This is a genomic window from Paenibacillus sp. MDMC362, assembly GCF_003269305.1.
In the GTDB taxonomy this organism is placed as follows: domain Bacteria; phylum Bacillota; class Bacilli; order Paenibacillales; family Paenibacillaceae; genus Paenibacillus_AQ.
Genome location: NZ_QLYT01000005.1, coordinates 37,199 through 57,925, shown reverse-complemented (window position 1 = coordinate 57,925; position 20,727 = coordinate 37,199). Strand labels below are relative to the sequence as shown.

The window sequence follows — 20,727 nt, the reverse complement described above, 5'->3', positions numbered from 1 at the left end:
CTCCTATTTCATTTCAAAACATAAATGTAGCCGTCGCTTTATTTAACAAATAGCAGCTGGCTATCCTTCATTGTAATCAAAATTGACCATAAACGGAATGACTCTAAAGAGCTACTGACCTCACCAGTTTCACCCGTACTGAAATAACCTATTTACAATTCGAGCACAAATCGCGTATAAAGAGTAAAAGATATCCATTCATTCCATTTCCGATGAAGGGAGCTGCAGTTAGATGAAGCAAAAAATTGCAGTGATCATTGTACACGGATTGGGAACACAGAAGAAAGACTATGCGGATAAATTCATGAAAAAATTGAGAGAAACCTTCTCTCAAACCTCTGGCATACCGCATGAGCAACTGGCCATGGAGGCCGTTCATTGGGCCGATGTATTCGCAGGACGCGAGTCCGAATTAATCAGCAGCAGCATTAAACCTTACCGTTTACGTTATCAGCACCTTCGGCAGTACGTGATCCACAATCTGGCGGATGCCGTGGCTTACCAACCCGTGGAAGCCGAAGATCAGAATTATGAGGCGATTCATCGGACCATCAGTGAAGCGCTGCACCGCCTTGCCCTCGCAGCCGGCCCCCTGGCTCCATTATGCGTGATTTCTCATAGCTTGGGATCCGTAATCGCCAGCAATTTCTTCTATGATCTGCAATTCTCCTCCCGCGGGCATCGTCTTGTCGTTGACCCGGAAGCTCCGTTGGAACGGGGTGAGCTCCTGACTTTATTCTATACGCTGGGAACCACCTTGCCGCTGTGGAGCATGCGGTACCGTGATTTTGATAGGCCGATCGACGTCCCTTCGGTGCAGCTGAAGCACTATCATGATCGGCTGCTGGGAGAATGGGTCAATTTCTATGATAAAGACGATATCCTTGCTTACCCTCTCAAAGGCATAAATGAAGAATATGACCGCACGGTGCGTAACGATATATCCGTTAACGTGGGAAACTGGCTAACCAGCTGGAATCCCCTGTCACACAGCGGTTATTTCTACAGCAAACCGATCCTGGAGTATATTGCTTCAAGTTTGGAAGCGACCTGGCGGAGTGTCAACCAATTTAAATAAAGCAATGCCGCAAAGACTAGACGTCTTTGCGGCATTGTTACTCATAGGGTTATATTCATCACCCATTGTTCTCCGATCGGCCCCATTCTTCTCCTGCCCGTATCTTGGAAACCAACCCGTTCATAAAGCTGTTGAGCCGGAACATTCTTATGGTTTACGGCCAACACTACTTCACTGCAGGTAGGAAACTGACTCCGAATGAAGGATGACAGCGCAAGCATCCCTCTTCTGGCATATCCCTTACGCTGCTGCCGATGGTCAATGGATAAGGTGGTTAGCAGCATGGCATGAGGATTGCTTGTGTACTCTTTGACGCGTTCCGTGGCGTGCAGGATAAAGAAGCCCACCGGATGACCATCCGCTAAAATAACGATAGGATGCTGACCCTCAACTACGTTGAGTGCTTCTTTCGGATGAGCGGTAAATTGGACTTGATCATCCGGAAGCTCGAATTCTGCCAAGATGGGCAGGTGCTCAGCCGAACGGAAATCCAGCTGAATATGTTCCGCTTTTTGCATGGTATATCTCCTCTTTATAAGGTGAAATGGATACACAATCTACTCCATCCATTGCAATCCTAATCTGCTTGATTATCCTGTTTCTTCACCATACCACAGCTGTCGGAAGCTTTCGCTTGAAGCCAGCAGCTGTTCCGCCGTGCCTTCGGCTTCAATCTCTCCGCCGTTCAACACGATGATATGGTCAGCATGGTTTAGTGCTGCTTTTCGATGGGATACCACGAGACAAGTCGCTCCTCCTCGCTCGCTGAACAATCTCTCCCATAACTTGCGCTCCGTCTCGACATCCAATGCGCTGGATAAATCGTCAAACACATACAGCTCCGCGTCCCGTACGAGCATCCGTGCAGCCGCAGTCCGCTGAGCTTGACCACCGGACAGCTTGACTCCGCGTGGTCCTACCATCGTCTCCAGGCCATGCTGCAGATGCTTGATATCTTCTTCCATTACAGCCGCATGTAATGCGCGCTCCAGACTCCCCGGCTCCTCCGTTATGCCTAGCAGGATATTGTTTCGCAGTTTATCGCTGTACAGCCTGGGGATCTGTGCCGTATACGCACTTTGTGGCGGGATGAAGAAATCAGCTGGCTCCGTCACCCTTTCACCGTTCCATCGGATTTCGCCCTTTTCGGCAGGAAGTAAGCCCAGCAATGTGCGAACTAACGTCGTTTTACCGCTGCCAATCATCCCCGTAACGACTGTAAACGTACCCCGCTGTAGGGTCAGATTAATATTCGAGATGCCGCGCCCGGTTTCGGGATATTGATACGACAGCCCTTGCGCTTCAAGCAACGAGAGGGACGGTGCCTCGATAATAGCCGTATCCATGCCGTCTTCGGCAGTGGAATTAGCTGAGGGATTGAAACTTCCATGGGTCAACGAATCTTTCTGTGCCCTGCGATTAGGATGAGCTTCCTTCTCTTGATTCCGTTTGTTCCTAAACTTACCGATACCGATATAATTGGCTGCCGTAAGCAGTGAAGCCGGAGCCCCTTGCAGCATGGATTTGATGCGCTGAAAGCTGACGCCCATCTGCTTGTAGTAAGTCATGAAGTTGCCTACGTTCGATATAAGCTGTGTGACAAAAGTTAAATAATATACGAAGAGCGACAAGTCCCCAACCGTAAAATCGCCGCTTCTCATCTTAAGACTCGCAAGCACAAGGATCAATCCTGTACCGAGATTGACGGAGTTGGTGAACACGGAAGACAGGGTTTCCGTTAACAGCTTATCCTTCACCATGGACTGGCGCCGCTTCTCACTAAGGCTTACAAACCGTTCTACTACCCGTTTCTCAGCCCCTGCGACTTGAATGGCTTGCACATTGGCAAACATTTCGCTGATCGCACCGGTCACCTTTGCCGTCGATTCCCGGCTTGCCGCCCTGTATTTCTGGATGCGCGCGGTTGCGATCTGAGCCGCAGTGACTACCAAAATCAAAGGAACGAATACGAGAATCGTCAGCTGCAGATCAATGGATATGAGAATCCAGCTAGCGACAATGACGAAACCGACAAGTCCTAATGTATCCACTGACCAGCTCGTCGCTTCTTCTGCCTGATCCACGTCATCCCGGAAATTGCTGATGGCTTCTCCGGGCGAGCAAGGGATTGCTCGCGCTCCTGGCTCCTTCATGACATGGGACAGCATATTGCGGCGGAGCAAGGTGCTGATCCGGAAGCGGAAATGCACGTCTGTCATGAAACCGCCGAAGATCAGCGCAATTCGTGCTAATGCAGCGCCAATGAGGAGCACGGCAATTGCCCAAACGCCGTAGGGAAAAGCATATGTACCTTCCAAATGGTCGAAGAAAGCCTTAGTTAACAGTCCGGGAACCAGCGGTGCCATATGTATAAGGGACCATGCAAACAGGTTGACTAGGTACAACCCTGGGCGGTACATAATCAACCGCCAGAAAAAATGCCTCGTTTTCATGCCAGCACCTCCTCCATTCCAACGGCAAGCATGCGGCTAAACCGCGATTGTGGATCTGAGGCAAGCTCTTCCCTGCGGCCGCTTTCGAGCATTCTTCCGTTCTCCAGTATGAGAATTCGGTCGGCGCGCTGAACCGTGGCCAAGCGGTGTGATAATACATGTCTTCTCCTGAAGCAGACGCGTAATGGCTGCTTCAATCCGGTACTCCGTTAACGGGTCGAGGCGGGACGATGCTTCATCAAGGATGACGAGACCCGGATCCGTCAGAAAGACGCGGGCAAACGCCAACAGCTGGGCCTCACCGGCCGACAGGCTTCCGCCGCCTGAGGCCAAGCTCGTATCGAGCCCTTCGGGAAGCGAAGCATACCAGTCTCCAAGCCCAAGCTCCTCTAGCACAGATACAATTCGGCTATCTTCGATGCCTTCATCAAACAAGGTCAGATTATCACGAACAGTCCCTTCCAAAATCTCAATATTCTGCGTAACCATCGCGACCTTGCGCCTCAGTTCCTGAAGCTTGCAGACCCGGATATCCGTTCCGGCCAGCTCGATGCTTCCCTCCTGCGGATCATAGAAACGCAGCAGCAGGCGGGCGATCGTCGTTTTACCACTGCCTGTACGCCCGAGCAGCCCCAGAGTCTGGCCCGGCTCGAGCCGAAGCTGCAGGTTTTCAAGCGTAGTCTGCCCGCCCTTTTCATAGGAGAAGTTTAGGTTGCGGAATTCCACCGACAACGGGCCTGCCGGAAGCGGAGCTCCGGGTCCGTCTTTGATCTTGGGCTCGGTTGCAAGCAATTCCCGGACTCGCATCAAGCTGGCATCTGCCTTTTGCAGGTCCTCCAATTGGGTGCGGATCTTCTCGATCGGTTTGGCTAGCAGCTCGGTATAATAAAACACTAAATATATGGAACCGATCGTCAAACCGCCTTGTCCGTTCTTCCACAGTATGGCGCAGACGATAAATGCGGCCGCATTGCCAAGCGCAAACACCAATATCGTTGTGCTCCACATCAGGAAAAATCCGATGAATGCACGAACTCGAACCGGCAGCATGCGTCTGGCCATCTCGTAGAATCGATTCATGACATATCCTGCCGCCCCGTTAGCACGCGTATCCTCAGTGCCCTCGAGGTGTTCGCCAATGAATCCGTAGAAATCCGCATTCAGCTCGCGCCAGCGCTTCCATACCGGTATTGCAAATCGACGGATATGTTGAATGACGTAAATGCTGCCGACAACAAACACGGTCATGACAAATCCAATCCAAAAGTTCTCCCGATACAGAAGAGCCAGAATTCCGATCATAAGGAGCAGATTGCCGAACAAATGGATAATAAAGCTGGAGAAGAAATTGGCAAGCGCATTCACATCGCCATCGACCCGTTCGATTAAAGAGCCCGAGGTCTGGGTTTTGTGAAAGCTCATATCCAGCGACAGGCAGTGCTCCGCCAATTCAGCTCGAAGCTTGTTGGTTGTCGTCCAGCCCAGATTCTCGCTATAGTAAGCAGCCGCAATGGAAACGCCTTGTTGGAGCAATGAGAATACGATGAAAAAACCTGCCGCATAATAAAGCGATGTCAGACTTCCCTCTCCTTGTGCCGTATCGATAAAATACCGGATGATCTGCGGATTAATCAGTTGCAGCCCGATTGAAAATAACAGCAGCACCGTCAGGGCTGCCAGCAATTTCTTATGCGGGAATACGTATCGGAATAACATCTCCCTATACATGCCAATCCCCGTGGTCCTTCGCTTGCCGTTTAACATGTGATCGCTTTGCATTCGTCTCTAATCCTCCCGCTTCAGGTTAACCCTCTTGATAATAATAAGCTTCCTGGGAAGATATGACAAGAACATGGGTTCCTGTTTTCAAAAAAATTTACAGCCGATTGATTAGTGACACATCTGCCGCAATATCGGCCTGATCAAAGCGACCCTTTTGAGCACACGCCAAAAAGACCAGCCCCTCAGCATGGAGACTGGTCTTCAAAACCGTTACGTATAGAGAATCAACCTTATCTTATGTCTCTGCCACAAATTTCAAGAATTGATTGATCATTTCAGGGGTTATTTCCTGGTTCTCTGGCATTTTGACCGCCGGGCTCTTATCAACGGATTGGATGGCCACATTGGATCTGGCCGCACTTGAAGCGATGCCCGATCGGGCTTGTCCATCATGCACATTGTCATGATTAGCTAGCATCATCATCAGAAAAGCACTCCCAAGTCCTAGAGACCACATATTCATTTTGTTTTTCTTGTTCATCTGCGTTGCTCCTTCCATCACTTGTAGTGACAAACCTAGTATAAGGTCCAAACCTTAACGAGAGATGAAGGCAGCCTAAAATCGAGTTAAGCAAAGTGAAGAAACGATTATTTGCATGTATTCCATCACTGCTATTAAACAAGCCATATTTTATGATTGTCAGACGCTAATTTCTCGGTTTACATAACATTAATTATGTAGTAATCCCTCCCTCTAGATTACTTCCAAATCTGATCGAGCTTATCCGAATAGAAAGCAATCGCCTTCTCGTAGCGTTTGATTCCCTCGTCATTACTGGTTTCGCCTATTTCTTTAAGCAGAAGTGCCATCGCCTTATCGTATTGTCCCAAATTGTACAAAGTCATCGCATAAAATACGTTAAACTCCCTCGCCCCGGGATATTCCTGCAAGCCCTGCTCCAAAATCCCCTTGGATTTGTCGTACATCCCCAACGTACGATAGGTGCTTCCAAGTCCAAGCAATGCACCGCATCGATCAGGATCCTTCAGGCCAGAAGAGATCGACTTCTCATAATAAGGAACCGCCTCACCCTCAAGCCCCATAAGATCATGCACCCAGGCCAGCTGATACAGGATTTCGGGATCGTTTGGGGATTTGGCTAACAGCCCGAGGAGAATTTCTTTGGCTTCCTCCGGTTGACCTGCAGTGCGGAGTTCAATAGCCTCTTGTATCGTTGCCATAGGTCACTTCCCTTTTTGATTGATAACGCCGCCCTCTCCCTTATCTTACCAGCTCCCCTTCTTGCTCGTCAAAATCGTCAACAACCACCTTCATCTTATACATAACCTTAAGATGGGGTGGTTGTCACAACAATTATTACTGATTGATTTACGCTTTATCCTTAACGCTTAAGCGTTGATTGTTCTCTTCAGTAACCATCTCGAAATTGCCTGGCCAGAAAGCCCACTTGCCCAAGAGTGTTGTGATCGCGGGTACCAGGAAAGGTCTTACGATGAACGTATCCAGCATAACGCCGATGGCCGTGATGATCCCAAACTGGACCAATACTTGAATCGGAAGCGTGGCCAGTACCGCGAAGGTCCCTGCCAGGATTAAACCGGCCGAGGTGATCACCGAACTGGTCTCGCCCACACCTTCTTTAATCGCCTGCTTCAGCGGCATCTGTTTCCGTTTTTGCCATATGCTCGAAATCATGAATATGTTGTAGTCTTCGCCCAGCGCGACCAGGAATACAAACGAATACAGCGGTATGGCTCCCTGGATGGCTTCCGCTCCCAGGCCGTAGTGAATGATAATCCAGCCGAGCCCTAGAGCCGAGAAATAAGACAAGATGACCGTAGCAATCAGGTAGACGGTTGCTACAACCGATCTCAGATATACCAATAACAGCAGCGTAATCAAGCCAATAACAACGGGAATGATCAATTTGGCATCTTGTTCACCCGCGATCTCCGTGTCATACTGGGTAGCCGTTTGACCGCTGATCCACACGGCTTCCGCCGGATTCTCGACTCCAGCCCTCTCAAGGGCAGCCTTCGCGATCTGCCTGAGATCGGGAATATGCTGCATCGCTTCCATGGAGTAAGGATTCATGGACAGCTCGATTTCATAACCGATGATATCGTTATTCTCGGCCCCTTTCTGTGGCTCGGATACGCGATCCACGTAATCCAGAGCTTTCAGCCGCTCCTCGAGGTCCAAATCTTGCCCCCTGCTGTCCACCATCACGCGAACCGGCGCGAGCTCTCCTTCCGAGAACTGTTCGCCGATGACGGCGAATCCTTCACGCGAAGGTACATCCTCAGGGAAAGAGGATAGCAAGTCGTAGGTAAATTTGATCTGTGAAGAGAACGCTGCGAGACCGCCCAGCAATACTAACGCCGCCAAGACGACGGTCCATGGCTTCGTTGTCACGATCCAGCCGATCCGGCTCTCCTTCTCTTCGTGCGGAGCTGGGACCGGCTTGCCATTTTTCTTGGCGCGTTCCGCTTGCATCTCCGGCGTTCTCGGAATGAAAGGGTAGAACGAACCTCTGCCGAAAATGGCCAGCAATGCAGGCACCAATGTCAAACTGGCTATGAACATGATCAGAATCGACAAACTGAAGGGCACGGCAAATCGTTGGTATGCCCCGTATTGAGCCAGCAGCAGCGCGAACAAAGACAAAACCACTGTGAAACCGCTCATCGCAATAGCGCCTGATGAACTGGCGATCGCCTGAAACAAGGCTTTTCGTTTATCCGGCTCATTCCATAACAGTTGGCGGAATCTAGAGATCAGGAACAAGCAATAATCCGTACCGGCACCAAAGAGCAGCACGGTCATAATAGCGATGGATTGTGAATCCACCGTTATCCAGCCTTGATCCGCCATCATCCCGAGAATCGGGCTTGTTACCATATACGCAAAGCCGACCGCAACCAAAGGGATCAGGGCCAGAATCGGCGAACGATAAATCAGCAGCAGCAATATCAGAACAAGCAGCACGGTAGCAATCATGAGCGATACGTCGGCATCCTCAAACAATCCGGTAGCATCAATAGAGATCCCCACCGGTCCCGTTACACGAGCGCTGATTCCATCTCCGCTCCGGACGGCAGCCTGAAACGGATTGCTGCCCAGCAATTGTTCCGACCGCTTCTCCAGCTCGGCCGTACCTTCCTTAAGCTGGTCCGTCTCCTGATCTTCTTCAAAAAACACCGGCATCACCAGCGTGCTCCGATCCTCTGATAACTGGGAGCTTAAAGCTTGCGGGGGCAGCTGATGGAAGGGAACAACGAACGTCTGATACGGGAGCGGATCGGACTCTAGGCTTGCTGTCAATTCCTGCAGTTTAGTCAGATCCTCTTCGTTTAATCCGTTTTCTTTATGCCACACGACGAGAGCCGGCACGCCCCCATTGCTCGGAAATTCCTTGTCAGCCATCGCTTCCGCTATGACGGAAGGAACATCCACCTTCAAATTGGCGGCATTGTTATCCTCTTTATCTCCGGCAGCCGGCCATAGCAGATTCAATGCCAGCGCGATGATTATCCATACGCAAAGCGTGACCCATTTGCTTCGCTTCCCAGCAATCCATTTTCCGTAATCCGGTCCTGATCCGTGCATTTGTTGATCCTCTCCAATCCGTTGTGTAAATGCCAAATAAATTATATATACCGGTAGGTTAATAATCAATATTTATTTTGAAAAAGCGACCTGCATGTCTTACACTATAGTCAGGAGGTCATCATGACAAAAATAAGCAACCCCCGAAATCCCGGGCGTCCCAAAGCAGCTGCCGATCAGGCTCCTATCCAGGAAACCATCCTCTGGACCGCCTCCAAGTTATTCATGGAGAATGGCTACGAATCCGTATCCTTACAGCAGATCGCGAAGGCTTGCCAAGTGACCAAGGCTTCCATCTACTATCATTTCACCAACAAACCCGAGCTGTTTAAAATAGCGGTAACCGCGATTCTCGATAAAGCATATGCTTCCACTCATCGCTTTCTGCAAGAAGCCGATACGCTTGAGTGCGGATTAATCCGGGTGGCTGAAGCGAAGATCGCCCGTCCGCATGCCGAGATGGAGACGATGATGCGGGAAGCGGAGCCTTTTTTATCCCAGGAGCAGATGTCCGCGATCCGTGAGGCGGAACAGCGCATTCATGAAGTCATTGCCGATCATTTTGATCAAGCGATGCGTTCCGGCGAGCTTCGGGAAGGCAATCCTCTGCTCATGGCGCAGGCTTTCTCCGCTATGCTGATGCTGGGCAATCGTGAAGATACCCGAAACGGTTATGCCAGCCCTCGTGACATGGCTGTTGAGATCGTAGATCTATTCATGTTTGGAGCAGTTAACCTTCCAAAGTGACACGTGGCTCTATAACTGTATCCTTCAAACATGAATCGGCGAGAATTAGCTCTTCGAGGGCATCGATCGCCTCAACGCAAAAAGAACGGAGATCTTCAGACAGGATCCCCGTTCTTTTTGATTATGTTTTAGATTTTATTCCAGAAAGCAACGTCTTCAAGCGGCAATCTTACCGTTGGCCGGCCTGGAGCGGCTGCTTTCCCGATAGCAATTAACATCACGCTGCGGTAATGAGCAGGAATGTTAAACTCCTCCACGAACTGCACTTTGTTATATCCGCCCATCGGCACGGTATCATATCCTCTCGCCCGCGCGCTCAGCATCAGCTGCATGGAGATCAGTCCGGCATCCACATCCACGATGCTTTCTTTTACGGATTGGTCCATATTCGCATAAAGATTTTCGGCCGTATAGATAAAGCGCTGCTTCACCTCTTCGGTCATATATCCCGCTTCTTCAGACATCGAATAGATCTTCTCGCCCTTCTCATACCATTTCATATCACCCAGAACAGCAATGACGGCCGAGGCTTGAAGTACATGCTCCTGATTGTTTGCAATCGGATGGAGCTTCTTCAAAAGCTCAGCATCATCGATCACAAGAAAGCGCCATGGCTGCAGATTGCTTGAGGAAGGTGCCAGTGTAGCATCCTTCAGAATCGCTTCCATCTCTTCTCTTGAAATCTTTACCGACGGGTCGTACTGACGAACCGAGTGGCGTTCCTGAATCACGGTTTGAAAATCGGGTTTTGTTATGGTAGACATGGTTTTTCCCCTCCAAAATTATATTGTGCATTTTTCTGCACAGTTTAAATCGCGAGTTAACTGTGTTGTTTAATGCACAGTATATAGCAGACTGGATTTCTTTGTCAATCACATTTTGAAAGGTTCACTGAGCGATGTCCGCGATCGTCCGGGATTCCAGTATTTTCAGGGTACTGTCCTCAATCTCGGATAAAATGCCGACAAAGGATTCCTTGATTTCCTCGGCAAAACAATGTCCGGCAGCCGCATCCAGCATGCTGTCGCTGATGGAGCTGTGGACTTGAAGAATCGAGTAAACTTCAGCCAGTGTAATGTCACAGGCATTCTTCTTGAGCCGGTATCCGCCGTCTCTTCCTTCACGCGACTCAATCATATCGGCTTGCGCAAGTGTTTTCAGCACGCGTCGAATCAAAGTCGATTCCAAGTGCAAATACGAGGCGATATCGCCGCTCGAGCATTTGCCGGAGTGACGTTCAAGCGTAACCAGTGCTTGCACGGCTAGGCTGAATGTTTTATAAGTGGACGGGCAGGCCATTGTCGATTTTTTGGAGGCCGCTTCTTTATGGATGCTCATGTTCCTCCCCCCTTTTTCAATAATAGAATTGCCTTAAATAGGCATTCTGCATCTTTAGCTGTCGTTCCCATCAAGCTTTTCATTATTGTAACGTAAACCTGACACTCCATCAAGCGCAACAAGGACCATCCTCTAATGGCCCTCTTCTTCAACCAGTGCTTGAGACTCATACAAATTCGCCTCTCGGTAATTCACATCCATTCTCAGATGGCTCGCCAATGCCCGGTCAATATCGCCCTGTTCGAACATGCTTTGAATCTCGTTACGCTCGGATTGAATGGCTTTAAGTTCCAGTTCCCGGCGTTCACTGCTAAGCTTCTGCTTTCTTCGACTCCACACACGATCATTCTGAAGAAAATGCTCCATTGCCCGATAGTCTGCAATAACGGCTTGCAGGACTTCATGCCTCTGTGCCGGTTTCACTGTCTGGATCTCATGTATTGCTGCACGAATAGCCTCCAGCTTCAGTGCCTTATACATATCCCAATCCGGATGGTCCGGAGACATGGGCGTTTCTTGGGACTCGTTTTTTTTCAACAAGCGCTTCAAGTTCCGCCATAAATTCTTCGTAAGCAGCTTAAACTTATATCGGCTGGTAAGCAGCATCTCGACTTTGTTCAGCGAGGATAGGAACAGCTCCGCGACCCTTGCGGATGCTTTATGTTCCTTAAGCCACGTTTCCGCAACGTTCCGTTCCGCTGTGAGTCCGATTTTTCTTACTGCGATGGTGGCTTTCCAGAACTCCCGCATGTCGCTCTTATCCGTTATTTGAGATTGCTGAAGCCGCTTCGTATATGCATAGATAAGCTGAACTGCCTCTTCCTTATTTTCATCCGTCATTTCTTCCCGCACGGTACGTATACCCGCTTGGAGCATATGAAGCCGTGCTTCCTTCTCCCGATCGATCACCGCGGACGAATCGACATGTTTCTCCCGTGTCAGGAGCGGAAGCAAAACACTCGCGATCACCAGCGTTAATAGGATGACGCCCGCACAGATGAATAACATTAAGCTTCGCTCTGGGAAAGGGCGATTGTCCGCAAGGGTGAGCGGGATAGAGAAAGCCGCGGCCAGCGTCAGTGCTCCCCGTACGCCCGATAGTGCAGTCAGCATGGAAGATTTGAACTGACGGTTCGTGGATGCCCAGACCCATGCGAAACGCAGCAATATCAGTACAGCCGTTATTAGAAAAATATAGCCGAGAACTTGTCCATTGTTATAGGCAGGGTCACTCCATATTTGATTAACGACTCCCGGGATTTCATGCCCGAGCAGAATGAACACCAGCCCATTTAGCGTGAAGAGAATGACCGACCAGGTGCTGTCCGATACCACTCTAAGCTTTATGGACGCCGAACGCATGCGATCCCTCTCCACCGCATGGGTGACACCCGCCGCTACGACAGCCAGAATCCCGGATAGATGAAATTCCTCGGCTATAAGGTAGATGATGAATGGCGTCAGAATGATGATCAGCATATGAAGCGTGACGTCCTCCATACCAAGCCGGCGCAGCAGCATTCTGAACCAGATCACTAGAAATCCTAGAAGTGCACCGATTACGATGCCTCCAACCGCAATGACAAAAAAACTGCCGATGGCATTCGTTAAAGAAAAATAACCCGTTACGGTGGCCGCAATCGCAAAATTAAATGCAACGAGACCGGATGCATCATTCATCAGCGCTTCGCCTTCAAGCAAATGCATGATTTTTCCCGGCAGCTTCACCCTGCCTGACAGGGAGCCCACCGCAACCGCATCGGTAGGCGAGAGTATCGCCGCCAGCGCAAATGCAGCCGATATTGGTATGGTCGGAATAAGCCAATGAATGAACGGTCCCGCGATCAGAACCGTTGCAAATACGAGACCCAGCGCCAGCAGCAGGATACTGGACCTGAGCTTCCATAACTCTTCGCGCGGGGTAAGCTTCCCGTCATTGAACAAGAGCGGCGCGATAAACAGCACCATGAACAATTCCGGATTCAGCGGTACGTGATGGAACCCGCGAATATAGGCGGCCCCGATCCCAAGCGCAATCTGAATCAACGGGACAGGTATGAACGGCAGAAAACGATTAATAATGTTTGAAATACCGACAAGGACCAGAAACATAAGTACCATAAGAAATATTTCCACAACTCTGCTCCCTCCTCGAAGAATTACCTATGTAACTTTGGGATATCCATCAATAGACTGGTATAGGTTGTGTAGAATATTAAAGGTTTATTTATGAGTTGGAGAAGTTTCAACACTTATACTACCGCAAAAAAACAAGGCTTCCTAAAGGAGGTATCCTTTAGGAAGCCCTTGGGCTTGCTCTTGCTTATTAATATGCAGTCCAGCCTGCATCGGCTGTAACAACAGTACCGTTGACAAAGCTGGCTTCATCCGAAGCCAGGAACAATACCACTTTCGCGACCTCTTCCGGTTCGCCTGCCCGCGGGTTTAGGTTGATCCCAGCCATCGCTCTTTCCATGCCGAACGAATTCGGCGCGTTGAGCGTGGTGCCGATATTCGTGCTGACGCCTCCTGGAGCAACCGCATTACAGCGGATTCCCTGCGTAGCATATTGGAAACCGACATTCTTCGTTAATCCGACAACGGCATGCTTCGCGGCCGTATACGCTGCCCCTGCTCTGGACCCCATTAGACCTCCAGCAGATGCAATGTTGACAATGACCCCGCTTTTCTTCTCCAGGAAGATTGGCAATGATTTACGAATGGTTCTCATCGGTCCCGTCGTGTTGATGGCAAATACGCGGTCCCACAACTCATCCGTTAGATCAGCAGCCGGTACGAAGTTGTCCATAATGCCAGCGTTGTTGATCAAAATATCAAGCGTTCCATATTCATTAACAGTAGCATCTACCAGCTGCTGCACATCCTCTTCCTTGGCCACATTCGCTACCAATGCCAAGGCCGTGCCGCCTTTTGCCGTAATTCCGTCAACAACGGCTTGCGCTGCCTCAAGACGCAGGTCAGACACGACAACCTTTGCCCCTTCGGCGGCAAACAGTTCCGCTGTCGCTTTTCCCATACCGGAAGCAGCACCCGTAACTATCGCAACTTTACCAGCTAATCTCATGTTCCATACCCCCATTATTGGTTTGATATCATTTCGAATTCCATGACAACTTTCAACAACTGTACAATAGATGACATATGTCAATTCTAGTATAATTGTAGTATGATTTAGGTCACAATCATTAAAAAACGTGAAAATGTGCGATACCGAACAAAAAATATGAATTTGTTTATATTTTAATAATTAAATTCGTTATATTTGTTACCGAAAGGACTCGACTCTATGCAAACGAGCAATAAAAGGACCGACCGTCGCATCGTCCGCAGCAAAGAGGCTTTAAAGCAAGCGCTTCTATCACTCCTCTCGGAGAAGAGCTTCTCCAGCATTTCCATTACGGAAATCGTAGAGTTAGCGAATTACAATAGAGGAACCTTCTACACCCACTACGACAACAAAGAGTCTCTACTGGATGATATCCTGACCCCTTTAATGGGGGAACTGATTGCTTCCTTCAGGGCTCCCTACGGGGAAGTCGACGTATTTCATATCGATGAGCTGCCTGCTAATGCGGTAAAAATATTTGATCATATTCATCAAAATGCAGACGTATATACTGCCTTATTCAAAAGCGATGTTCTGCCGCTGGTCCGGGATAAAATGTTCTCGGCATTAAAGCAAATCGCCATGGAGGACTTGGACTATCCCGGGGATGAGCTCAACCATGAACTTCTCATCATCTACAACATGCACGCCTTAATCGGCCTGGTGTTCCACTGGATCGAGAACAATTTCCACTATTCCGTCCCTTATATGAGGGATCAGCTGGTTCTCATGATCAACTGGAGGCCGAGAAGCGTTAGAACACAAATCAAGCGCAAGGACCCTACATGAGATCAGAGAGTTGATAGGATAGAAAAAAACGAAAAAAAACCATCAACCCGCTCAAATAGCAAATCGAGCGGATGATGGTTTTTGTTGTTTAGATAAGCCAAAGGCCGCTTCCAAAGATAGTTTTGAACTACCCATGGGTACGGCCTTTTCTTTAATACCGATTAATTATATCTATACTCTAGAGAAAATAGCGTCGAGTGTACTTTCGACGATTCGATCGGCTAACTCCCGATTCATCGTAGCGGAGTTCATCACCCGCAGACCATAGTAGCTGCTTAAGAATAAGCTGGCCAGCTTATTCGCAGAGCGTTCAGCCAGAATCTCCCCCGATTGAATCGCCTCTTCCATCACACTGATCAAGTGTTCCTCGAGATCATAAATATATTGCCCGAATATCCGTTCAACCATCGGGTCCCGTCCAGCACGTTCCATACTAATATTAACCGCCATGCAGCCGCGATGATTCGGATCCGAAAAATCCATGCCGATCGCCCATTCAAACAAGGCGCGCAGTCTTTCCTTAACCGGGATGGACCGGCCCAGAATCTCTCTGGATATCTCCAGGCCTTCATCATTGTAACGTTGAAGCACCTGCCCGAATAACTCATTCTTGCTGCCAAACGCATTGTACAGGCTCCCTTTACCAAGTCCTGTCTTCTCGCACAGCTCTTGCGTGGAACTCGCTTCATAACCCTTGGACCAGAATACGTCCATGGCTGCATCAATGACAGCTTCTCTCTTGAACTCGCGCGGTCTACCGTTCGTGGTCATTCCCCTCATCCCTTTTGAACATGATCTTTGTTATCTAAAAGTATAGGGTTTGTGTACCACTCAGTCAAATATTATGTTCTCCCATAAAGTGTCTTCGAACGGTTTCATACGCCAGCTTCGGACGCCGATATTCATCCACGATGCCTTTGCTGTTCCGCGTGCATGAACGATTCAGCAGCCAGCCAAGCCCTTCCGTCACGCGGCAATCGCTAAATTGCCATATGAACATCCCGGAAATGTATTCGCGCTCCATGTATGCCTTCAGATTGCTCGCGATAATATCGGCCTGACGTTCTTCGGAGCCTTTCTCCCGATTCGGACTGCGGAATCCGTAGAACCCGTCCCCTCCGAATTCACTTATAATCATCGGTTTACCTTCTCCGCCGAGCGCATCTGCCCAGCTTCTGGCCAGATCCGCCAGTTCCCCAGGCTTCTCGTCGGTATACCAGCCTGGATAAAGATTGAATGACACGATTTCCGCCAAGTCAAAACATTTCTCTTGATCCCGATGATGGGAAGCGAAGGACCGGGGCCTGCTTGGGTCAAGCTCCCCAATAATGGTTAACTGCTTCGCGTAGTGAGCTCTCCCCTCCTCCGTGTTACTGGCGCATTCATTCAGAATGGCCCATATAAGAATCGATGGATGGTTAAAATGCTGCTGCACCATTTCACGAGTCACTTGCTCGCTCTGCCAACCGAAGTTGGGGTGCAACATCTGCTCCAGACTCAGACCCCGGGCGTGGTTTTCTTCCCACACCGCAATGCCTCGTTCATCGCATAGATCGAGAAATCGCTCATCGTTTGGATAATGGCTAGTCCGAACGGAGTTACACCCAAGCTCTATCATGAGATCCACATCTTTTACCATGAGGGGCAGCGGAAGTGAGGAACCGGCTATGGGATGGTCCTCATGCCGGTTAACGCCTTTGAGCACGAGATTCTGGCCGTTCAATTGGATTTTTCCGTTATGCGTTGTTATTTCGCGAAAGCCAATGCGGTCCAGCCAATCATCGCAATCCGTATCATCAACAGTAAGGACCGCTCGCAGCACATACAAATTCGGGTCGTCCAGCGACCATTCCAACACATCGGGATAGGATACGGTGGCTATTCGTTCGACCCGCTCCCCTGGCTTTACCTCAAAGCTTCCTAGCACTCCCTCCACCTCAGCCAGCGAACCACGGAATGATCCTTTCTTCACAAGGCTTCCAAGGTTTCGGATCACAACCTTCCAAGAACCGTGCCAAACCCCGTCCTGTTTATATGGGGTGAACATGACGTTTTCAATGTATAAATCGCTTACCTCTTCCAGGGCAACCGGCCGATTAATGCCGCCATACGTGTAGTAATCGTTAGGAACATGAAGGGCCGATTCCTCGTTGAAGGAATTATCCACGTACACCAGCAGTTCATGTTCACCGACTTGAACTTCCGGGATGACCATATCAAAGGCGGTATATGCGTTATAATGACGGACTGCCAATTCCCCGTTGAAATAAACATGTGCCGTGTGGCTGACCCCTTTGAATTCGATTCGCAAATTGGTTTTTCGGGACAGCGAGATGATCTTGCGGTATACCCCAACTCCCCTATAGTTTCCGAAGCGTGGGTGCATCTCCCAACAACCGGGAACGGGCAGCTTGTCATTGTAACCGGCTGGTCGCTCCCCAATGCCGGCTACTGGAGCAAACTCCCACATTCCCTCCAGTTCCTTGCACTTTCGAATATGGTGGGTATCAAATAATCGCAGCATCTCTTCTCCTCCTATCCATTATTCGGCTTTGAGGATCCCCCAAAATTCCGGATAGGTATACACTAGATTATTGGTACAGCGCACTCCATAGAAATGCCAACACAATACATGTAAAAATCGCTCCCTTTGTCCCTGGCGATGGTTGTGATCCTGAGTTATTCTTTTCTTATATTACCTTTCAGGATGGAGGCTGGACTGCCGTGTATGATGCTCGAGATTTGGTTGTGCGGATCAACTGGACCTTCCGAAAGACCACCTCTTCCGATTGGTCTGATATTCGTAATAATACGTCAGTGCACAGCTTCTATTGGATCCATGAAGGCAGCGGAATCTTCCAGGCGGATCAAGCATATCCGGTAAGTCAAGGCATGCTGTTTTATATGGAACCAGGCTTGCAGATGCGTATGAAAAGCGCTCCAGAAGCCCCTCTTACCATAAGCATGGTGCTATTTGAATGCTGCTGCCTTCAACATTCCCGATCTGAATGGCAGCTTCCACAAAGCGTTCAGCGGCTTAAAATCCCATTTATGGCCCATTATTTAGGAGAGCAAGCCATCGGGATGGACTATGGTTTCAGCGAGTTGACAGGGGCTTGGGTTCCCGGGAATACGGAGAGTGAACTGGAAAGCAGCGCCCTGCTTCTAAGGCTGATCGCCAAATTACATCAGGAGAACAAGCCGTCTCTAATAGAGCCTGCATATGAGGCATATCACCGGATTAAATCAGACATCGAGGACCATTATGCCGATCCGCTTCATATTGGATCCTTAGCAAAGAAACATGCCATTTCGGAGTCGTACTTGCGAAAGCTGTTTATGAAGCATTTGCATGTTTCTCCCAAGGACTACCTGACCGACATCCGTATGCGGCATGCAGAGCGTTACTTGGCATACACGTCGTATACATTGAGGGTTATCGCCAACGCATGCGGATATTATGATGAATTTCATTTCAGTAAAGCATTTCGTAAGTACAAAGGGATGGCTCCCGCAGCGTTTCGAAAAAGCTCAAAACATGCGAATCATTCAACCCTGTAACGGTTGCTGATAAACTTTCTATACCAAAAAACGGACTTGAGAGGCGTTATTCAGCACTAGCAGCAAATCGACTGCCAATGCCCATAATAACGACTCTGTCGTCCGTTTTAACTGGAACATGATTCTTGGTGTAACCTATTGTCTCCAGAAGATTGATTATCCCGGCGGCGGGGCTGTGGATCGGCGAATGACCAGCTCTGGGGGAAGCACAATCCGCTGTGCAGGTTCTCCCTGGCTGGACAGATTCCTGACCACGAGGTCCACCGCCAGGCGACCCATCTGTTCCATCGGCTGGGCAATAACGGTGAGCGGCGGATCGGTTACCCGGGCGAGAATCGTATCGTCAAAGCTGACGACCGAACAGTCCTCCGGTACGCGCAGCCCGAGCTCGCGGATCGCCTGAAGGGCGCCGATCGCCAGCAGGTCGTTGCAGCAAAACAGCGCCGTGGGCGGTTCCTCCAGCTCCAGAATTGCTTTGGCTCGGCGGTATCCGTCCTCGATCTTATGGTCACAGGCCGCAACATAGTCGGGAGACGGCCCCAAACCGAGCGAGGCGGCAGCCTCGACAAACCCCCTCACCCGCTCATTGCTGCTCGTCACCCGTTCATCCTCGGCGAGTACAGCCAGCCTGCGGTGACCGAGACGAAGCAGATGCTCAGCAGCCAGACGGCCTCCTTCCAAGTCATGAACCCGAACGCTGCTTGCGCCAAGTGCCGGATTGTCCCGAGCGATAAGCGCTATAGCCAGCGAATGCTCCTGAAGCGGCTTAAGCAGCTCGCCATGGGATACGCCCGTACCGATAATGACGCCATCCACCTGCTTTTGTCTCAGCAGGCTGACATAGCGCTTTACCTTCTCTTCCTGGTTGTCCGTGCTGCAGATGATCACGCTGTATCCAAGCTGATGCCCGTGATCCTCGACCGATCGTGCAATCTCGGCGAAAAAGGGGTTGGAGATGTCGGGGACGAGCAATCCCAGGGTATAGGTTTTTTTGCCGGCGAGGGCTGAGGCAATCGCATTCGGCCGATAATTCAGGCGCTGCATGATATCGAGAATCTCCTCACGCCGTTTGCGACTGATCTTGCCCTTGCCGTTCATGACATGAGAGACGGTTGCAATGGAGACGCCGGCTTCGCGCGCAACGTCATAAATAGTCGCTCTTATCATCCCTTGAACTCCATTTGTTTAATTTTGGCATTTCAATTTATTATGAGCTTTCATCTCGTTTAGCGCAAGACCGTTTAGTCGTTAATACTGCCTGCAGACATGCACACCCAAGAATCCTGGTCCATAACACGTTCCCTGACTTCACCTGCTTTATCTCATAAGCCAATCATGATCCGGATCATTGCGGAATTTCCAAATTCGCTTCGGCCCCGCCATGACGTTCAGGTAGTACACATCATACCCGGGAGGCGCGGATACCGGATGGTAGCCCTCAGGCACCATAACGGCCTCGCCGTCTTTGACCGCCATCGTTTCGTCCAGCGAACGGTCATCGGTGTAGACACGCTGAACGGCAAAACCGCATTCCGGCTGAACCCGGAAATAGTAGGTTTCCTCCAGCAGCGATTCCTCCGGGAGCTCGTCGCGGTCATGCTTGTGCGGCGGGTAGCTGGACCAGTTGCCCCCGTCCGTAAACACCTCGACCACCAATAGGCTGTCCGCAGGCTTTTGCTCCGGCAAAATATGATGCACCAGACGCGACATGCTCCCGCTTCCTCGGTTCTCCACGCCGACCTCTCCCGGCCCGATGAGGCGGGCCTGATGAGTGCCTTTCCCCGGGGCAAGGCACACCGCCAGCTCCATTTCAGTTAGTGCTGTGACCTCGAACTGTTTCTGTGAGGGCACATAAACCGTATAGGGAGGCGTCTTTTCAAACACGCTCATGCGTTTGCCGATGTTGTGCCAGCTCTCTCCCCCGGCCCTCACGTCGGCTCGCCCGGTTAACAGAACAAGAGCCGCTTCTTGATCTCCCGTGACTCGTCTCAGCGTCTGTCCTTCCCGTAAACGGAATACTTCAAAGCCCACATATGTCCAGTCTGCGCTTTGCGGCGTTATGGACAGCACGCGCCCGTCCATGTCCGGCGTCGTTATGGGTACAATTAAGTTCGGCATGGTATTCCTCCTTCATGTTTCCGGCTCTGCTATGACGAAGCGCCAACAAACAGATAGCTCTTCCATTTGAGTAAGATACTCCAGCGCTTGGGCAACAACTTCTCATAAATCGATTTCAAGTAAATATTGAGGCTAGCGAACACAAACGATGATGTCTTCTTGT

Annotated in this window: 17 protein-coding genes and 1 pseudogene; 4 read left to right on the top strand and 14 right to left on the bottom strand. The window is 50.0% G+C overall.

Going from position 1 to position 20,727, the window contains the following annotated elements:
- Positions 1-232 precede the first annotated feature (232 nt).
- Positions 233-1,078 (top strand): chemotaxis protein, encoded by an 846-nt coding sequence (locus DP091_RS00970; protein WP_113056662.1) that lies wholly within the window; start codon positions 233-235, stop codon positions 1,076-1,078.
- A 41-nt stretch (positions 1,079-1,119) separates the two neighbouring features.
- On the opposite strand, the gene DP091_RS00965 is transcribed toward DP091_RS00970, so the two are convergent.
- The 6 genes and pseudogenes from DP091_RS00965 to DP091_RS00940 form a co-directional block, all read right to left on the bottom strand.
- On the bottom strand, positions 1,120-1,596 hold the full coding sequence (locus tag DP091_RS00965) for a GNAT family N-acetyltransferase (RefSeq protein WP_113056661.1): 477 nt from the start codon (positions 1,594-1,596) through the stop codon (positions 1,120-1,122).
- A gap of 72 nt (positions 1,597-1,668) precedes the next feature.
- A complete protein-coding gene (locus DP091_RS00960; protein WP_113056660.1) occupies positions 1,669-3,531 on the bottom strand; it encodes an ABC transporter ATP-binding protein in 1,863 nt (620 codons plus the stop codon).
- Positions 3,528-5,310 (bottom strand): annotated as a pseudogene (locus tag DP091_RS00955) (ABC transporter ATP-binding protein). Before DP091_RS00955 ends, DP091_RS00960 begins: the two are co-directional and overlap by 4 nt.
- A 238-nt stretch (positions 5,311-5,548) precedes the next feature.
- Entirely contained in the window at positions 5,549-5,794 is a 246-nt protein-coding gene (locus tag DP091_RS00950; RefSeq protein WP_113056659.1) for a hypothetical protein, read from the bottom strand.
- Positions 5,795-6,012: 218 nt separating this feature from the next.
- Positions 6,013-6,495, bottom strand: a complete 483-nt coding sequence (locus tag DP091_RS00945) for a tetratricopeptide repeat protein (RefSeq protein ID WP_113056658.1) — start codon at positions 6,493-6,495, stop codon at positions 6,013-6,015.
- 148 nt (positions 6,496-6,643) lie between these two features.
- A complete protein-coding gene (locus tag DP091_RS00940) occupies positions 6,644-8,884 on the bottom strand; it encodes an MMPL family transporter (protein WP_113056657.1) in 2,241 nt (746 codons plus the stop codon).
- Positions 8,885-9,007: 123 nt separating this feature from the next.
- Between DP091_RS00940 and DP091_RS00935 the strand changes: the two genes are divergently transcribed.
- Positions 9,008-9,631, top strand: coding sequence for a TetR/AcrR family transcriptional regulator (locus DP091_RS00935; protein WP_113056656.1), 624 nt, complete (start codon positions 9,008-9,010; stop codon positions 9,629-9,631).
- A 128-nt stretch (positions 9,632-9,759) separates the two neighbouring features.
- Here DP091_RS00935 and DP091_RS00930 read toward each other — a convergent pair whose 3' ends face one another.
- The 4 genes from DP091_RS00930 to DP091_RS00915 all read right to left on the bottom strand — a co-directional run bounded on the left by DP091_RS00930 (position 9,760) and on the right by DP091_RS00915 (position 14,054).
- Complete coding sequence (locus DP091_RS00930; RefSeq protein WP_113056655.1) at positions 9,760-10,395, bottom strand: nitroreductase family protein; 636 nt, start codon at positions 10,393-10,395, stop codon at positions 9,760-9,762.
- Between the two features lie 124 nt (positions 10,396-10,519).
- Positions 10,520-10,969 (bottom strand): RrF2 family transcriptional regulator, encoded by a 450-nt coding sequence (locus DP091_RS00925; RefSeq protein ID WP_113056654.1) that lies wholly within the window; start codon positions 10,967-10,969, stop codon positions 10,520-10,522.
- Positions 10,970-11,101: 132 nt separating this feature from the next.
- On the bottom strand, positions 11,102-13,105 hold the full coding sequence (locus DP091_RS00920) for a Na+/H+ antiporter (protein WP_113056653.1): 2,004 nt from the start codon (positions 13,103-13,105) through the stop codon (positions 11,102-11,104).
- 190 nt (positions 13,106-13,295) lie between these two features.
- Positions 13,296-14,054: an SDR family oxidoreductase gene (locus tag DP091_RS00915; RefSeq protein ID WP_113056652.1), complete on the bottom strand. Its 759-nt coding sequence runs from the start codon at positions 14,052-14,054 to the stop codon at positions 13,296-13,298.
- A 222-nt stretch (positions 14,055-14,276) separates the two neighbouring features.
- Between DP091_RS00915 and DP091_RS00910 the strand changes: the two genes are divergently transcribed.
- Positions 14,277-14,885: a TetR/AcrR family transcriptional regulator gene (locus DP091_RS00910; RefSeq protein WP_113056651.1), complete on the top strand. Its 609-nt coding sequence runs from the start codon at positions 14,277-14,279 to the stop codon at positions 14,883-14,885.
- A gap of 171 nt (positions 14,886-15,056) precedes the next feature.
- Here the strand turns inward: DP091_RS00910 and DP091_RS00905 are convergent, their stop codons facing one another.
- Both DP091_RS00905 and DP091_RS00900 read right to left on the bottom strand, forming a co-directional pair.
- On the bottom strand, positions 15,057-15,656 hold the full coding sequence (locus DP091_RS00905) for a TetR/AcrR family transcriptional regulator (protein ID WP_113056650.1): 600 nt from the start codon (positions 15,654-15,656) through the stop codon (positions 15,057-15,059).
- A gap of 64 nt (positions 15,657-15,720) precedes the next feature.
- Complete coding sequence (locus tag DP091_RS00900) at positions 15,721-17,409, bottom strand: glycoside hydrolase family 2 protein (protein WP_113056649.1); 1,689 nt, start codon at positions 17,407-17,409, stop codon at positions 15,721-15,723.
- A gap of 200 nt (positions 17,410-17,609) precedes the next feature.
- On the opposite strand from DP091_RS00900, the gene DP091_RS00895 reads away from it, so the two are divergent.
- Entirely contained in the window at positions 17,610-18,446 is an 837-nt protein-coding gene (locus tag DP091_RS00895; RefSeq protein WP_113056648.1) for a helix-turn-helix transcriptional regulator, read from the top strand.
- A gap of 156 nt (positions 18,447-18,602) precedes the next feature.
- On the opposite strand, the gene DP091_RS00890 is transcribed toward DP091_RS00895, so the two are convergent.
- Together DP091_RS00890 and iolB are read right to left on the bottom strand one after the other, a co-directional pair.
- Positions 18,603-19,613: a LacI family DNA-binding transcriptional regulator gene (locus DP091_RS00890; RefSeq protein ID WP_181469699.1), complete on the bottom strand. Its 1,011-nt coding sequence runs from the start codon at positions 19,611-19,613 to the stop codon at positions 18,603-18,605.
- Between the two features lie 150 nt (positions 19,614-19,763).
- Positions 19,764-20,564 carry a 5-deoxy-glucuronate isomerase gene (gene iolB, locus DP091_RS00885; RefSeq protein ID WP_113056647.1) on the bottom strand — a complete coding sequence of 267 codons (801 nt, stop codon included), beginning with the start codon at positions 20,562-20,564 and terminating at the stop codon, positions 19,764-19,766.
- Between the last annotated feature and the right edge of the window lie 163 nt (positions 20,565-20,727).

What these genes read in the sequence shown, in the direction of transcription:
- DP091_RS00910 (WP_113056651.1), top strand. Translation starts at nt 14,277, where the DNA reads ATGCAAACGAGCAATAAAAGGACCGACCGTCGCATCGTCCGCAGCAAA.
- DP091_RS00950 (WP_113056659.1), bottom strand. Translation starts at nt 5,794, where the DNA reads ATGAACAAGAAAAACAAAATGAATATGTGGTCTCTAGGACTTGGGAGT.
- DP091_RS00960 (WP_113056660.1), bottom strand. Translation starts at nt 3,531, where the DNA reads ATGAAAACGAGGCATTTTTTCTGGCGGTTGATTATGTACCGCCCAGGG.
- DP091_RS00915 (WP_113056652.1), bottom strand. Translation starts at nt 14,054, where the DNA reads ATGAGATTAGCTGGTAAAGTTGCGATAGTTACGGGTGCTGCTTCCGGT.
- DP091_RS00940 (WP_113056657.1), bottom strand. Translation starts at nt 8,884, where the DNA reads ATGCACGGATCAGGACCGGATTACGGAAAATGGATTGCTGGGAAGCGA.
- DP091_RS00900 (WP_113056649.1), bottom strand. Translation starts at nt 17,409, where the DNA reads ATGCTGCGATTATTTGATACCCACCATATTCGAAAGTGCAAGGAACTG.
- DP091_RS00905 (WP_113056650.1), bottom strand. Translation starts at nt 15,656, where the DNA reads ATGACCACGAACGGTAGACCGCGCGAGTTCAAGAGAGAAGCTGTCATT.
- DP091_RS00945 (WP_113056658.1), bottom strand. Translation starts at nt 6,495, where the DNA reads ATGGCAACGATACAAGAGGCTATTGAACTCCGCACTGCAGGTCAACCG.
- DP091_RS00970 (WP_113056662.1), top strand. Translation starts at nt 233, where the DNA reads ATGAAGCAAAAAATTGCAGTGATCATTGTACACGGATTGGGAACACAG.
- DP091_RS00925 (WP_113056654.1), bottom strand. Translation starts at nt 10,969, where the DNA reads ATGAGCATCCATAAAGAAGCGGCCTCCAAAAAATCGACAATGGCCTGC.
- DP091_RS00935 (WP_113056656.1), top strand. Translation starts at nt 9,008, where the DNA reads ATGACAAAAATAAGCAACCCCCGAAATCCCGGGCGTCCCAAAGCAGCT.
- DP091_RS00890 (WP_181469699.1), bottom strand. Translation starts at nt 19,613, where the DNA reads ATGATAAGAGCGACTATTTATGACGTTGCGCGCGAAGCCGGCGTCTCC.
- DP091_RS00930 (WP_113056655.1), bottom strand. Translation starts at nt 10,395, where the DNA reads ATGTCTACCATAACAAAACCCGATTTTCAAACCGTGATTCAGGAACGC.
- iolB (WP_113056647.1), bottom strand. Translation starts at nt 20,564, where the DNA reads ATGCCGAACTTAATTGTACCCATAACGACGCCGGACATGGACGGGCGC.
- DP091_RS00965 (WP_113056661.1), bottom strand. Translation starts at nt 1,596, where the DNA reads ATGCAAAAAGCGGAACATATTCAGCTGGATTTCCGTTCGGCTGAGCAC.